The organism is Streptomyces sp. NPDC058086, assembly GCF_042885015.1.
GTDB lineage: Bacteria > Actinomycetota > Actinomycetes > Streptomycetales > Streptomycetaceae > Streptomyces.
On record NZ_JBHVST010000173.1, the window covers coordinates 1 to 14,135 of the forward strand.

Below are 14,135 nucleotides of genomic sequence, written 5' to 3' on the forward strand. Positions count from 1 at the left end.
TCCCCACCGCCACCGACTGACTGACCACACCGAGGCCGCACAGTGGCTCACGATTGAACCGTTCGAACTGGCCCCAAATTCAGCCGTTGCCGACAAACTTCCCTGAGGCGGGGCGCCGGCAGTTACGGGACAGCTCTTCGACTGCTTATGACCCGCTTCGAGCAGTGGTAGGTCGACCGGCGAGGCGCCCGGCTAGGAGGGCACAGAGGGGCGGTCCGACACGTACCAAGAGCGGCCGCTAGCCCCCGCCTGGGGCGAAGGCCTCCCGGTCCGTAGTGGCGGGCACTACCGTGGACCTCACCACGATGCGCAGGAGACCGCCATGAGTCAGGAACCCGGCGCACGCCAGCCGTTGGAGCCCGCGGCCGCAGACGTGGTCCGCGCCTACGCCGCCCGCACCCGGGCCGACGCCGACCGGTTCGCCAGCGCGCTCGAGGACATCGCGGCCAACGGACTGCCGGCGGTCGAGGAATGCACGCCGTGGGAGGAACTGCGCGAGGCCCACCTTGCCCGCCTCGCCACACAGCGCCCGGCCGCCTGATGCCCGGACGACGCCGCGCCCAGATTGCTTTCAGTGACTCCGCCGCGAAGCAGCTGGAGAACCTCACCGACGAACACCAGATCCACGCCCTGGACCGCGCCCTGGTCGCCATCTCCGTCGACCCCGAGATCGGCGAGGCGATCCCCGGCGACACCACCCACCCCGAACTGCGCGAGTACGCAGACGAGCTCGAACGCGTCCGCGTCCTGTACTTCGTCACCGCACCAGCGCACCGTCGTGGTCGTCGCCTACATCGAGGCCTGACGGACCGCAGCATGACGTGGCCGGGTATAGGGCCCCTTCCACGGGCAAGCCGCCAATCACCCTACCGGCGCCCCTGCCGTTGCCCCTACCAAGTCCCCTTCCGACAGGTGTAGCGGCCTGTTCGCTGTCTGTGCAGGTCAGACCCCTTGACCGGTCCCGCCCAGCGATCTCGACAACCCTCTTCCCTCTCCTCTACCGGCCCGCATGGATGTGTAGGGGTGTGTGGTGGGGCGGACGGCAGGTGACGGAGCGGGGCGAGGGGGTCGGGGGGCCGCATCTCGTGATGCGCGTCGACGGGGCCTCCACGCCGGACAAGCCCGAAGGCCGGCAAACGCTGCGTCAGGGCGCAGTGCTGCAGCACGCATCCTGCTCCTGCTCGAGTACGGCGCGGGCCTCGTTCACTGCGTGCTGCCAGCTGCGGGTGGCTGCGTAGGTCTCGACCGAGACCGCTTGTCGACGGGTTCCGGCATCACTCTTCGTCCGGAGAGGGCAGGAATGTCGGTGGGAAGTAGGAGCACCTGCCGTGGTGCGGGCTCTCTGTGACCACGTGCGGAGGCGGTCCGGTCCGTGGCAGGATGCTGGCATGTTGATCCGAAAGGCCGATGCCACGTAGGCGTCCGAAGAGGCTGCGCGCTAAGCGTTGGCGGCCCAGAAGAGGTATTCCTGTTCGCCGGGTCCGCGGTGTGTCTGCGGCGACTCGCGTGGCGATCCGGAAGTTGGAAGAGGACCGACTATGGCCAGGGGCTGTGGCTGCTGCCCTGGCCGAGTGCCAGTGGTATCTGAAACAGCCAGGACGCGTGCTGCCGGATCCGGTAATGGGCTGCGAGTGCTGTGATCCTCTCGTGGCGCGAGACCGCCTGGAGGACGTGCTGCTGTGGCTTCCCCATGGTGCTCGGGAAGACCTTGGCAGGCTCGTCTCCAGGCTCGATTCCGAATTCGATCGACGGACTGTTCCCCTCAGTTCTCACCTGATGCTGGCAAGTTCGTGGGGTGCGTGCGGGTGGTGGCGTCGACGTCTTCTGGAGAACTGAGAGTCCGGGTGGTTCCGGCCCCGGGGATCAATCGAACCGTGGTTGGCGCTGAGATTGATCAGGAGATCGGCGCGTTCCAGCTGGGCCGGTGGAAGCTGTCGCAGATCCCGCCGAACCGGCTTGCGTCTCTGGCCCGGTACGGGCTGGGGTCCAAGGCCGCGAGCTTGGAGCGGGCCGCGGAGCCCAAGCGCACGGCGATGCTCACCGCGGTGATGCGCCACCTGGAGGCGAAGGCCATCGACGAAGCGCCGGACCAGTTCTCGGTGCTGATGGCGACGAGGCTGATCAGCACGGCGTTTCCCGGTGAGGTTGGGGTAAGGCTGCTGACTCACCTCTGCCCTGCGGCTGACGCGACACGGTCCGCGCGGCTGTATCCCCATGTGGGGGCTCGTAGGCCGCGGACGCCGTTGGGTGTGCCGATGCCGGTGACCAGGTCGTATCCCGGCCCCGCGGAGTAGGGGCCGGCGATGCCGGTGAGGATGTCATGGAAGTGCCAGGGCCGGGCGTAGGGGTAGGTGTTGGGGCGGTCGGTCGGGGCGGGCCGGCCGACCAGGGCGTACATGCCGGCGATCAGCGGGGCGGACACGCTGGTACCGCCGGCGACCTGCCAGCCGGTGGTGGGGTTGCCGGGGGTCGTGCAGTACACGGCCGTGCCGGTGTCAGGGTCCGCGACGGCGGAGACATCGGGCGTGGCGCGTTTGGTCGGGCACTTGAGGTCGCGCTGGAAGGACGGCTTGGGCTCGTACAGCGAGCAGCCGCCTCCGGAGCCGGACCAGCCGCTCTCGGTCCAGCCGCGGCGATTGTGCGCGCGGGTCAGCTTGGTACCGCCCACCGAGGTGACATTCGGGGAGACGGACGGGTAGACCGGCACGCCTCCGAGGTCGCCCGAAGCGAACGTGTAGGCGATGCCGGGACGGAAGTGGAAGTCGACCGTGCCCTCGGCCGGCTGCTCTGCGATGGCCCAGCTGCCGTTGACGCCCGTCACACCTGGCAGATCGCCGGCCACGTCGACGGCCGGCAACATAGAACTGACGATGAAGGCGGTGGGAGCCTCGACCAGGGTGATCTTGCAGTCCGGGCAGGTGGCGCTGACGGCTTGGACGTCGATCGCGGCCTCAAGAGCCCAGATGGGGTCGACGTTGGGAGGCTTGACGCCGGTGGAGTAGATCTTCTGGAAGCACCCGTTGGCGGTGGTGCACGGCGGGAGGTGGAACTGGCGGCGGTAGACGGCCAGGTCTTGCTCGGCGGTGGGGTAGTCGTTTGCGACGACGATGGCGACCTTTCGCCCGCTCCCGCCGTGCAGGGGCAGTTCGTAGGCGCTCTGGATGTCTCGTGGCGAGAGGCCCTCCGGCTGCCGGCCGGGTCCGAGGACCGGGGTCGCCGGCACGTCGGTCCGGATCATCGCCATGCACATCGCCCGGTCAGGGTCGTGCGTGTCCGGGCAGAGCCGCTTTGACGTCGGGCCCCGGTCACCGCCCGCACCGGCCGGGCCCGTCCGGCGCACGTCACCGACCGCCGAGGTCCGTGATTGAGCCGGCGCGGACCCAGCAACCACACTCGCCAAAACCACAACAGTGGCGACCACAGATCTGCGCACACGCACCCGCATGACGTTCCTTCATGAAAATAGGCAGAACCCCCACTCCGAACGTCACTGTGATCACAAGCGCGCCTCATTTCGGACGATCGACGCGCGATCGCCCGACGGACGGCCCAGCTTCTCCGCTCCGACAGCGCACATCCCCCACATCCGGCTGGCCAATGGGCCGGGGCCGGGCAGTTCGGACCTGAAGGCTCTGAGAGAGGGCGGTTCGGAGGTGATCTCCGTTTCCTGGTGAGTGGGGTGACCGCAGTGCGGGCGCCCGGCGCCAGCGAGGCATCTCGACGGCGGGGCTGCGCTTCGGGGAGTGCCATGTGCATCTGTGGCCATACGTAGTTGATCGGTCGCTCTAAGCTATTGCGCGGGACTGTAGGTCGTGCAGTCCCGCGCTAGAGAGGCGTGTACAAGATGCGACGTATGACGAAGGCCCTGTGCGCGTGTGCGGCGGCCGCGACGATCGCGCTCACGATCCCGAATTCCGCATACGCGGCCAACGGGTTCCTGGCCATCGATGGCGTGGCCCACCGGAATCCGAGTGGCTGCTTTCCGCTGGGGGACTTCGTTCCGCCGGTGGTGGCCAACAGGACGGACGCGGTCGCCGAAGTGTGGTCCGGGCCCGACTGCACAGGCCACGTCGACTGGTTGATCTACCCCGGTGAGACCTACCACCCGAACGGCAGTCGCAGCGTCTTCGTCCTCTGAGCGGTGCAGACCCGACGCGGCGCGTGCCGGGCGGGCGGCGCCTCAGCGCCTGCTGCCGCCGGGGGCGATCAGGCTGGTGAGTTCGCCCGATCCTCGAATGCGTCGCGCGAGCCCTCAGCGGTCGGGCTGCCACCCGGCTGACGGACCGTGCGACACGGCAGGTGACCGGCTTCGGTGCCGTCCGACGGGGGAGGCGGGCGGCACCGAGACCGTGCGGCTACGGTAGCGGCCCCTCCCGTGACGTGAGTCCGTTTGTCCGGATCGCTGGGACTTCTTCTCGGGGTGAACTTCTGGCCCCGCACCGGCAGTTGGACCAAGAAGACCCGGGCCCCGCCTGAGTACGGCGACGGGGAGCACCGACGTCAGGCGTTTCTGAGCAGCGCCGAAACGGCCGTCAGCGTGACTACACCCGTTTCGCCCCCGAACCCTGCGGCAGGGAGCCTTCCGCCCTGTCGTGGGGAGAACCGGCACTGTCCATCTTTCTCCAGGCCGGGAAGATCACTGGGCACAGCGTGGCGAGCAGATACACACCGCCAACCGTCAGCAGCGTGGAGGGCAGGCCGACCGAATCCACGAGGAAGCCCGCAGCCAGTCCGCCCAGCGGAGTGACCAGCTGGACCGAGGCTGTTGTCACACTCAACACGCGGCTGCGAAGTGCCTCCGGCACCGTCTCGTACGTCACTGTGGCCATGATGGGGTTGAGCACACCGCAGGCGAGACCCTCAACCGCCATGATCACGGCCAGCGGCGCGAAGGTGTCGGTGCAGGCGGCCACCACGAAGCGCGGCAGGCCCACGATGAGAAACGCGATCGTGAACACGGGCCACCGCCGAAAGCGGCTGCCCACCGCCCCATAGACCAGCGCCCCCGTGAGGGCGCAGACCCCGAACGCCGCGTTCAGCAGACCGAGATCGATGGAACCACCAAGCTCCTCACGGGCATGCACGGGGAGGAGCACGGCGCTCCATCCCTGGTCGAGGCCCCTGGTGACCAGCGTCATCAGGCACAGGCCCAGGAGCAACGGCGTGGCCGCCACGAAGCGATACCCTTCCGCGAGTTCACCACGGTAGGCACGCAACGACGATGGCTCGACCCGCCGCTGGGCCTGTGCCTCAGGCAGACCGCGCACCCCGAACGCGAACAGCGGCGCGGACACAGCGAAGGTCGCGGCATCCACCAACAGCACGTATTCGGCTCCGAGTACGGCGATCAGCACACCTCCGAGAGCCGATCCACTCGGCGCCGCACAGCGTGCCGCACCGTCGTACAACCCGGCAGCCCTGGTCAGCGGCATTCCGGCGCGTTCGGCGAGCGTGGGCAACAGCACGCCGCGGGCTGTTTCACCCGGCGAACGGAACAGCCCTGTCACCTCCATCAGCACGCACAGCATCCAGAAATGCAGGATGTCGGCGAACTGCAGCAGCGGGATCGCCGCAACCGCGACTCCGCAGGCGAGATCCGAGGCGACACTCACCCGCCGTCGCCCGATCCGGTCGATGACCGGACCACCGACGAGCGCAGCGAGCACCACGGGCAGCAGTGTGCAGAACGCGACGATCCCGGCCTTGGCGGCACTGCCCGTGCTTTGCAGCACGAACCACGGCACGCCCATGTACGTGAGGCAATTCCCAGTGATCGAAACGAGGTTGGCGGCAAGAACCGTTGTCAGAGGACGGCGATCACCCGTCAAGAAGTCTTCGGGCACTACGGTGGTCTCCCATGAGGGGAAGCGCCCACCGCGAACGAAGCAAGTCAGCCGGTGGGCGAAGCGAAGTGGTCAGCGTCTGGCGCGCACAGCGAGGCGCACCGCGATGCGGCGTTCACAAGCAGCGCCTCCAACACTTCGCCGGGATGACCACCCGGCACCTCCACGCATTGTCACCTCGGGCACCGGCCCTCCGCAACGACGAACCTTTCGCAATAGGCGGGCCCGCACAGGGAATTGTCCGAGTTTCACCTACGAAGACAGATCTGCTGACCACCTGGATCTCGGAGCGACACCAGCCTCAAGCGTTCCCGTTCTCGTGACCATCAACCGATGGGTCACACCACGCAGGCCCGGAAACGATCAACGTGAGCGTGGGAACTGCCGCGGAAACCTGCGCTCATGTGCGCTGATCAGTGAATTCCGACGGCGCCCTCGACGGGGCAGGGTCGTCCCGGCCGAACTGCCACTGCCAACGGGCGAAGTCTGGCTCCTCGTCGTCCACCCCTGCCTTTCTAGCGTCTTCAAGGCGGCGCCGTGCTTCGACGCGCTAGGACCGGATCGTGCAGCAACGACGCGCATATCCGAGTGACCTGTCTGATGCACGCCGGGAACTGGTGGAGCCGGTCCTGTCGGCCTGGCGCTTCGAGCGTCGCGGCCGTGCCCTGGCCTTTGGTCGCCCGCCTGAGCACGACCTGCGCGAGATCCTGGACGCGATCCTCTATGTGAGCCGCACCGGGGTGCAGTGGCGCAACTGGAGTACGCACGGGTTCCTGGGCGGCCATCAATGGGGTGATCGGGGCAAGTCAGCAGGTAGGCGGCCCGCGTTCGACGCATCCCTCAAGGGGGTGGGATTCCTGCAATCACTCGCGGATTCCGCGAGCGGTCTGCGAAATCCGCAGGTCCATGGGGGAATCCGGAACCCGCCCCCTGGCTTCTGGACGTGCCGCGGTCGGTCTGGCGGAAATCTTCTCCTCGTCTCTTCGTCTCTTCGCCATCCACCCCGGCGTCGCGGTGAGATACGTGCAGACCGCGCACCCGCAAGGCCTGTCGCCAATCCGCTGACCGGGCGACACAACCCGCCTCCGCCTGCTCACGGTGGAAGGCGTCGAGTATGTCCTCAATCTGGTCCCTGCCTGAGCCGATGCTCGCCACCCCCACACGTGACCCCACCCTCCACCCGGGGCATGCGGCTGAACCGAAGTGGGACGGTTACCGGGCGGTGCTGGGCCGGTGGCCCGGCGACCGGGTTCTGATCCGTTCCCGCAGCGGCGGGAACCTGACGGCAGCCTTTCCCGAGATCATCGCCGCGGCCTCACAACTGCCCGACGACACCGCGCTCGACGGCGTTATGTGACCTGGACAGGTGTCTCACACCGAGGGTGTCTCACGTGACACCTCCGTAGACGAGACGCGTTCGCCGCCGATGGTTCGGGGAGCCGAAGAAGGAATAGAGCCGCGCGGCCGTCGGCGCGGCACAGATAACCTGCGCGAATGAAGCGGATTCAGCGGGCCGCTGGCGCGGTCGTCGGCTCAGCGGTGGGTGACGCCCTGGGCGGCCCCTTCGAGTTCGGTCCCCAGGGAGCGTTCTCCGCGCGGTTTCCCGCGCCTGGTGCCGGTGGCGAGATGTGCGGAGGCGGTGGCTGGGACCGCGGCGAGGCCACTGACGACACGCAGATGGCCGTCCTGGTCGCGGAGTCGCTGCTGGAGCGGGGCGGACTGGATCTGCCGGACATCTTCGCCCGCTTCCAGCGGTGGGCAGCATCACAACCGAAGGACATCGGCTTGCAGACCGAAGACGTCCTGACCAACGGCATGCCCTGGGACCTCGCCGCCGCGATCCATTTCCAGGTCAACCAACGAGCAGCGGGAAACGGCTCCTTGATGCGGGCATCGACCTCCGCGGTCCACTTCGCGGCCGCCGGCCAAGAAGCCACCATGAACGCGGCCCGCCGCATCGCTGCCCTCACCCACGGTGACCGCGCGGCCTGGGAAGGCACCGCGATCTTCCACGAACTCATCCGCGTCACGTTCGAGGACACCGCCCCCCTCACTGCGCTCCCGGACATCCTGGCTCTTGTCCACCCCGACCACCGCGGCCGTTACGCCACAGTCCTCGCGCCCGACTGGCACCCCGATCAGGCGACCGAGTTCAACGGTGCCGTCTGGCCCTGCCTGGGCTCCGCCGTCTGGGCCCTGCGCACCACCACCAGCTTCGAAGACGCGATACGCGCGGCCATCGACCTCGGCGGTGACACGGACACCGTCGCCGCGGTGACCGGAGGCCTCGCGGGGGCGTACTACGGGCTGGATGCAATCCCCGCCCACTGGACCCAGCCGCTCCATGTCCCCCTCCCAGGATTCAACGGACGAGTGCTGCACCTAGCAGATCTGCTCCACCTTGCACACCGTCTCGGAGGCTGAACCGGGTCTTGCTCATCAATCGGCCGCTGGACGAACGCACGGCCGCCTGCGCCGATCCACTCCGCGGTGCTCTTCCGCCGTCTTCTGGTCGTCACTCGGAGGCTGACCCTCCTCGCAGGCCGACCCTGGCGCCAGAGCACCACAGCTGATGCTGCCTCCAGCCTTCCGATGGTCAGTCGCCACTGGCCGTTCGATCCTCCTCACGGGCCTTTGCGATTGCTCAGGCGAAAACAGTTGGCGGGCTTGCCGAACCAGCGGGAGAGGCGGTCGTCCAGCTCCTGCTGATCGTCGCCGATCCAGGCGACGTGGCCGTCGGGGCGTAGCAGGACGCACGGAACATCCAGTACCGCAGTGGGACCCGCGAGGTAATCGACCCGGTCTGACCAGGCGCCGACGGTCAGGCGTTCGGTGCGGTCCAGCAGCAGGCCGCGGCCGCGATGCAGCAGACCGTAGAGGCGGCCCTGTTTCACGTCGATGTCGCGCAGGCGGCGGCCGAGCAGGTCGGGGCCTTCGCCGAAGTCGTAGCGGATGCCGATCGCGGTGATCTTCTCGATCAGATAGCGGTTCACCACGTCGAAGTCCATCAGTTCGGTGAGCAGCCTGCGCACGGCCTGCGGGCCCGGTTCGGTGGACAGCAGTTCCATCTGGGCGCGGGTGTTGTCCAGCACGTCCTCGGCGACCGGATGACGTTCGGCGTGGTAGGTGTCCAGCAGTGTTTCCGGCGCCCAGCCGCGGATCTGTGCGGCCAGTTTCCAGCTGAGGTTGAATGCGTCCTGAACGCCCAGGCTGAGGCCCTCTCCGCCGGTGGGTGGATGGATGTGTGCCGCATCGCCGGCCAGCAGCACCCGCCCGAGCCGATAACGTTCGGCTAAAAGGCTTGTCCCGCAATGACGTTCCAGTGGTGCGGGTGGGCGTTGTGGGGAACCGGACGGCGTGCGTTCGAAGAGGCGTTGCGGGTAGGACGATCATCCTTCCGAGAGCTCGCCAGCGCCGATCACCGAGCAGGTCTCGGTATCCACCGGGAGCCAACAGTCCTTGGCGCAACTCGAAGAGCCGGCACTGATACGGCCGATACAGTCGGCTGGTGATCACCAATCCCAAACTCCAGATAACCATCGACTGTACTGAGCCCGAGCGGCTCGCGGCATTCTGGGCCGCTGCACTGGGTTACAAAGTCGAGCCGGCGCCTGCACCGTTCGCTACCTGGCGCGCGTACTGGCTGGACCAGGGCCTGTCAGAGGAGGAGCTGGGCGCAGGCGACTGCAGTGACTCCGCCATCGATCCGCATGGCGTCGGCCCGCGGATCTGGTTCCAGCAGGTACCCGAGTCGAAGGTCGTCAAGAACCGGCTCCACCTTGATCTGAGTGTGAGCGGAGGCCGTAACGTCCCGCTTGCCACTCGCAAGGAGCGGGTGCTTGCCGAGGTGGCGCGGCTGGAGAGCGTGGGCGCGTCCCGGTTGCGCATCGAGGAATCGGATAGCTCGGGTTCATTCTTCGTCGTGATGCAGGACCCGGAGGGCAACGAGTTCTGCGTTCATTGAACAATTGGAGGCGGTAGAGCGTGCGGCCGGCTCGCTGCCTATCCGGTGAGGGCGAGATTGTGCAGCCGGGCGATGCCGAGCATGGCGTGGTGGACGCCGTCGCCCTTGAGGCGGCAGTCGCGCAGGATCTTCCAGTTCTTCATGCGGGCAAAGGCGCGCTCGACGCGGGCGCGGACTTTTCGGTGGGAGGCGTTGTGTTCCTCTTTCCAGGCCGGGAGTTCGGCCTGGCCGCGTTCGCGGCGGTGCGGGATGACGGGGCCGGTGCCCCGGTAGCCGCCGTCGGCGATGACCATGGTGTTGCCGACCGCGTCTTTCGCGCCGGACAGCTCCCATGCCTTGCAGTCGTTGCGGTTCCCGGGCAGTGGCCAGCCGACGGCGACGATCAGGCGGGTGTCGGCGTCGATGACGACCTGGTGGTTGGTGGAGTACCGATAGTTCTTCGACTGCTCGGCGATGATGTGGTCACGGGTGGGGACCAGGGTGCCGTCCACGATCAGCACGGTGTCCGTGCGGAACCGCTTGCGCTGCTGGAGGGCGAGCGCGGGGCCGAGGTGGTCGATGACGCGGTCGGCAGCCGACTTCGACACCCCGAACAGCGGCGCCAGCTGCCGCAGCGTGAGGTTGGTCCGCCAGTACGCGGCAACGAGCAGGATCCGGTCCTCCAGCGGCAGGCTCCAGGGCCGACCCTTACGGACGGAGTCCGCGCCCTCGTGCCTCAACGCCGTGATCAGTTTGCCGAACTGACGTGGACTCAGACCGGTGAACGGGGCTGTCCAGGACGGCTCCGACGCCGTGATCACACCAGACACATCAAGTTCATCTCACCCCTGACCAGCAGTTACGGGACACCCCTTATATAGCCGGGTGGCATCCCCGAAGCGGGACAGCCAGTGCGGGGAGTGCACGCCGAAATCGGTTCCGGCGATGGCGCGCAGCTGTTGTTTGAAATCGTCGAGGGTGGGCGGTTCCGCGTGATCGCTGACTCTCGTGACGGGGACTACGACGCGATAGACCCCTTCGCCGAAGGGCCTGAGACTGAGAATCTTGTTGGTCTCGTGGATTTCGGTCACCTTGGCGGCGATCTCCTCCTGCGGCACGCCCACTTCCATCTCGCCCATCAGCGTCTCGGTCCGCGAGGGCTCGCCGGGGAAGCCGACGCCGAGCAGTTTGCGCACCGTACTGCGCCCGCCGTCACAGCCGACGAGATAGCCCGAACGCAGCTCGCGTGGTGTCAGCTCGCCGGCCAGCATCCGGGCGGCAAGCGCTCGTGCGGCGGCTTCCTGTCCGGCAACGCTGCCCGCTGGGTGGAAGGTGAGGCCCAGTTCGTCGAGTACCGGGGGAAGGAGGTCGGGGACGGCGTAATCCGCCTCCGCGCGTGTGCACGCGGCCAAGATCCGCAGAGCGGGACTGTCGAGGCCGGCAACGAGTGCATCACAGGCAGCAGGGACGACATCGGTTGCGGGGATCTCGCCCATGCTCCAGAGAGCGGCTCGGTCCTGAAGCTCACGGGCTGCTGGTTCGGTCGACGGCATCTGTCCACGATCTCGTCAGTGGCTTGAGCAGGTCGAGTGGGTTTCACTGCGATGCCTGCTCGGCAGCTTCTCCCGGAAGCGCGCGTGCTCAGTCCGCGTAGCGGATGGCGGTCTTCGCGTCGATGCCGACGACGAGAGCGAGGTGGAGCGGGTCGGCGCCGTGGGTGAGGGCCTCTTCGAGCTGTCGGTCGAGGCGGAGCCGTTCGAGGGTGGCGGTGAGGTTGCGGGTGGCCCAGGTGGTCCAGAGCTTGCCGGCCGGGCCGAGTTCGACGGAGGTCTTCTGGGTGATCAGCTCATCCGCTGTTCGGGTGGCGCCTGCCGCAGGCGGTCCGCGGGGTCGGGGTGCGTTCAGCTCGGGCCTGGCTGTCTGGGGGCGGGTTACAGGATAGTGATGTGGAAGGGCTGGTCGGAGGCGTTGCCGCTGCGGCCGGTAATCACGCGGACGCTGTTGGGGGTGTAGGAGTCGCCGACGTAGACCTCGCTGCCTGGGTCTGCGTTCTGGTCGAGTGTTGCCTGGTAGGCCGCTCCTTGCAGGCTCAGGGAAGCGTGCAAGGTGACGTCGTAGTGGCCCGTGCCGAGCTTGGTGACCCCGGTGACTCCCTGGGCACGCACCAGGCTGCCGTCTGAGTGGACCACGGCGGTGGCGCGGACGTAGAGGGCGTTGATCTGCTGGTCGATGACGGCGTGCGGTTCTTCGACAGGGATCAGGCGCCACTGCTGCGTGACGGAGCCTCTTGCCGCATGTTGGACGACGTGGTGGCTCTTGGTGCTGGCGGTCACGACGTCCAGGAGTTTGCCGCTGGCAGCGCTGGTGAGGGTGTAGGTATCTTCCGCAGCCCGTGTGAACTGCCACTGCTGGTTGATGCCGCCGTCGGCCTCCCACTGATGGAGTTTGGCGCCGTCCTCTGTGCTCCCTGCGGGGTTGTCCAGGCACTTACCGCTGAAGACGTTCCGCAGGGTGAAGCGGGCGTCGCCCACCTGGGCCACCTCCCACTGGTGAATAGCCTGGCCATTTCCCCGAGTAGCCCGCGCAGCTGCACCGTTTTCCTTGCTTTCGTCGGCGAGGCCCAGTAGATAGCCCCACTTCCGCTCAGCGAGCAGGTACACACGGTTCTCGGGCAGCCCTCCCTTAGAGGGGATGCCAATGCGCACTGACTCGATACTCCTGCTCCACCGCCTGGAGTCCCAACTGGTGTTCGATACGCGCGTGTCGTGCAGGTTCGTGCGAGCACCCCCGCTCGGAATCACCAGCTTGTTGGACACAAAGGCGGGCCCCGTGTAGCAGGTCACGTCGTACCCCGTGCGGTTCACCAACGACATGCCCTGGCCCTGGAAGCCGTAGGCGGACAGGTCGACGACGCTCTCGTCAGTGACCAGAACGCGATTGGCGTTGTCACCGCCGTCCGTGTTGAAGTGAAGGTTGCCGTAGAGCGCCCACGAGCCTCTCGGGCACGCAGCCGTGCCGCAATCCGTGATCACCTCGACAGCCATTCCGTCTCCTCTCCCGCTACGACCACCGAGCGTTGCCGTTGTGGCCTGGCCACGTGCCCGAGCCTGCCCGAGTCAAGATCGCCGCTTTACGTCGTACCACTGGCTTCCCACCGACCACGCCCGAACTCGGCAGTCAGTCCGGCGAAGCTCCCCCGGAAGCAGGTGGGGTGGGGGCTCGGGAGCCGAGATGTTGGCTGAGGGCGTTGCCCAGGACAGGGTCGGGAGGACCGCTGTGGTCAATGCCGAGTTGGGCAGCCAGGTCGGTTGCATGGAGGCGGATGGCGGCCTCCAAGAGCCGGGTATAGGCGTCGACGGCACTACGGAAGCGGTACCTGGCCGTGATGGCGAGGGCGGTGGCGAGTGGGCCGGCCGGCCACCACCATGCGCTCAGCGGGGCATAGAGCAGAGCCCAGCCTCCGAGGGCGGCGGCACGAGTGAGGGCCTGCTCGGCAGCCGTGATCTCGGCGCGGGGGGTCTCGGGCAAAATCAGCCACAGATACGGCCACAGCACGGGCACGTCGAGGCGATGGTCGCGCTCCAGACGTACGGTTGCTGCGTGGATGCGGTCACCGCTCCAAGTGGGCCGGTCCGGTTCCTCGGCGGCGATGCGCTGCATGGCGAGGTGAGCAGTCCTGCGTGGTAAGGGATCGGGCCGGCTCCCGGTGCGGGCCAAGGAGCGAGCGTCCGTGCTGAGTTGTTGCTGGTAGCGGCGTACGGCGGCGGTCCAGCGGGCGCGGCGGCGCGTAACGACGGCGCCGGTCCATCGCGCCAGCGGAGGGGGCCAGTTGTGCCAGTCGGCGGCCAGTGCGGTGCGCTGGAGCAAGGTCCCCAGGCCCTGGGCAGCCAGTCCGGCCGCAGCAGCGGCCGCGAGGACCGCGCCGATCAACACCACCTGGCCGCCGGCTGTCGTCGCGGCGGGATTTCTGGCCCAGTGGGTGATCCAATCGGTGAGGCGGCCGTAGTCCAGGGCGTGGGCCTGACCGAGGATCCGGGCGGTGGTGGCCGTGGCCAGGAAGAGGGCTCCGGGCAGCACCAGCAGGGACAACCAGCGCTCCGCGAGCTTCTGTCCCAGGGCACTCAGGAACCCGTTCACCACTACAACAGCTCCTTGCGCAGGGGTTGGCTGCTGATGCGGCACCGGGCCGCGCCGGAGCTGTCGGGCCAGGCGTAACGCGAGCACCGACGGGTCGGGCACAGCAGCACCCATTCGGCGGGCGTGGCGGGACTGACACCGATCGGGTTCTGGCCGCGGGCGCCGCCCCGGCCCCCCCCCGCGTCGCCCCCCGCCCCAAGGGCCACCAGCTG

General features: G+C 67.8%; 11 protein-coding genes and 5 pseudogenes. 8 read left to right on the top strand and 8 right to left on the bottom strand.

Annotation, left to right across the window (positions count from 1 at the left end; translation table 11 throughout):
• The first annotated feature begins 322 nt into the window (after positions 1-322).
• From ACFVWD_RS54525 to ACFVWD_RS54535, 3 genes and pseudogenes are all read left to right on the top strand, one after another.
• On the top strand, positions 323-541 hold the full coding sequence (locus ACFVWD_RS54525) for a hypothetical protein (protein WP_389606311.1): 219 nt from the start codon (positions 323-325) through the stop codon (positions 539-541).
• Positions 541-805 (top strand): annotated as a pseudogene (locus tag ACFVWD_RS54530) (hypothetical protein). The gene ACFVWD_RS54525 and the pseudogene ACFVWD_RS54530 overlap by 1 nt, the downstream one beginning before the upstream one ends.
• Before the next feature lie 1,093 nt (positions 806-1,898).
• Positions 1,899-2,132 (top strand): annotated as a pseudogene (locus ACFVWD_RS54535) (hypothetical protein); the annotation flags it as partial.
• 32 nt (positions 2,133-2,164) lie between these two features.
• On the opposite strand, the gene ACFVWD_RS54540 reads toward ACFVWD_RS54535, so the two are convergent.
• A complete protein-coding gene (locus ACFVWD_RS54540) occupies positions 2,165-3,238 on the bottom strand; it encodes a S8 family serine peptidase (RefSeq protein WP_389606313.1) in 1,074 nt (357 codons plus the stop codon).
• A 615-nt stretch (positions 3,239-3,853) separates the two neighbouring features.
• Here ACFVWD_RS54540 and ACFVWD_RS54545 point away from each other — a divergent pair.
• Entirely contained in the window at positions 3,854-4,138 is a 285-nt protein-coding gene (locus ACFVWD_RS54545; RefSeq protein ID WP_389606315.1) for a hypothetical protein, read from the top strand.
• A gap of 403 nt (positions 4,139-4,541) precedes the next feature.
• Here ACFVWD_RS54545 and ACFVWD_RS54550 read toward each other — a convergent pair whose 3' ends face one another.
• Positions 4,542-5,843 (bottom strand): MFS transporter, encoded by a 1,302-nt coding sequence (locus ACFVWD_RS54550; RefSeq protein WP_389606316.1) that lies wholly within the window; start codon positions 5,841-5,843, stop codon positions 4,542-4,544.
• Between the two features lie 563 nt (positions 5,844-6,406).
• Here ACFVWD_RS54550 and ACFVWD_RS54555 point away from each other — a divergent pair.
• The 3 genes and pseudogenes from ACFVWD_RS54555 to ACFVWD_RS54565 all read left to right on the top strand — a co-directional run.
• A pseudogene (locus ACFVWD_RS54555) lies at positions 6,407-6,595 on the top strand (transposase); the annotation flags it as partial.
• Between the two features lie 362 nt (positions 6,596-6,957).
• Positions 6,958-7,200 carry a hypothetical protein gene (locus ACFVWD_RS54560; RefSeq protein ID WP_389606318.1) on the top strand — a complete coding sequence of 81 codons (243 nt, stop codon included), beginning with the start codon at positions 6,958-6,960 and terminating at the stop codon, positions 7,198-7,200.
• Positions 7,201-7,337: 137 nt separating this feature from the next.
• A complete protein-coding gene (locus ACFVWD_RS54565; RefSeq protein ID WP_389606320.1) occupies positions 7,338-8,267 on the top strand; it encodes an ADP-ribosylglycohydrolase family protein in 930 nt (309 codons plus the stop codon).
• A gap of 200 nt (positions 8,268-8,467) precedes the next feature.
• Here ACFVWD_RS54565 and ACFVWD_RS54570 read toward each other — a convergent pair.
• Positions 8,468-9,142 (bottom strand): annotated as a pseudogene (locus tag ACFVWD_RS54570) (FAD-dependent monooxygenase); the annotation flags it as partial.
• Positions 9,143-9,351: 209 nt separating this feature from the next.
• Here ACFVWD_RS54570 and ACFVWD_RS54575 point away from each other — a divergent pair.
• Positions 9,352-9,807 carry a VOC family protein gene (locus ACFVWD_RS54575; RefSeq protein WP_389606322.1) on the top strand — a complete coding sequence of 152 codons (456 nt, stop codon included), beginning with the start codon at positions 9,352-9,354 and terminating at the stop codon, positions 9,805-9,807.
• Between the two features lie 38 nt (positions 9,808-9,845).
• Here the strand turns inward: ACFVWD_RS54575 and ACFVWD_RS54580 are convergent, their stop codons facing one another.
• The 5 genes and pseudogenes from ACFVWD_RS54580 to ACFVWD_RS54600 all read right to left on the bottom strand — a co-directional run.
• Positions 9,846-10,616 carry a transposase gene (locus tag ACFVWD_RS54580; protein ID WP_389606324.1) on the bottom strand — a complete coding sequence of 257 codons (771 nt, stop codon included), beginning with the start codon at positions 10,614-10,616 and terminating at the stop codon, positions 9,846-9,848.
• 48 nt (positions 10,617-10,664) lie between these two features.
• Positions 10,665-11,129 (bottom strand): annotated as a pseudogene (locus tag ACFVWD_RS54585) (FAD-dependent monooxygenase); the annotation flags it as partial.
• 588 nt (positions 11,130-11,717) lie between these two features.
• Entirely contained in the window at positions 11,718-12,830 is a 1,113-nt protein-coding gene (locus ACFVWD_RS54590; RefSeq protein WP_389606326.1) for an RICIN domain-containing protein, read from the bottom strand.
• Positions 12,831-12,963: 133 nt separating this feature from the next.
• Positions 12,964-13,923: a hypothetical protein gene (locus ACFVWD_RS54595; protein WP_389606328.1), complete on the bottom strand. Its 960-nt coding sequence runs from the start codon at positions 13,921-13,923 to the stop codon at positions 12,964-12,966.
• 2 nt (positions 13,924-13,925) lie between these two features.
• On the bottom strand, positions 13,926-14,135 hold a 210-nt coding region (locus ACFVWD_RS54600), incomplete at its 5' end, for a hypothetical protein (RefSeq protein WP_389606330.1).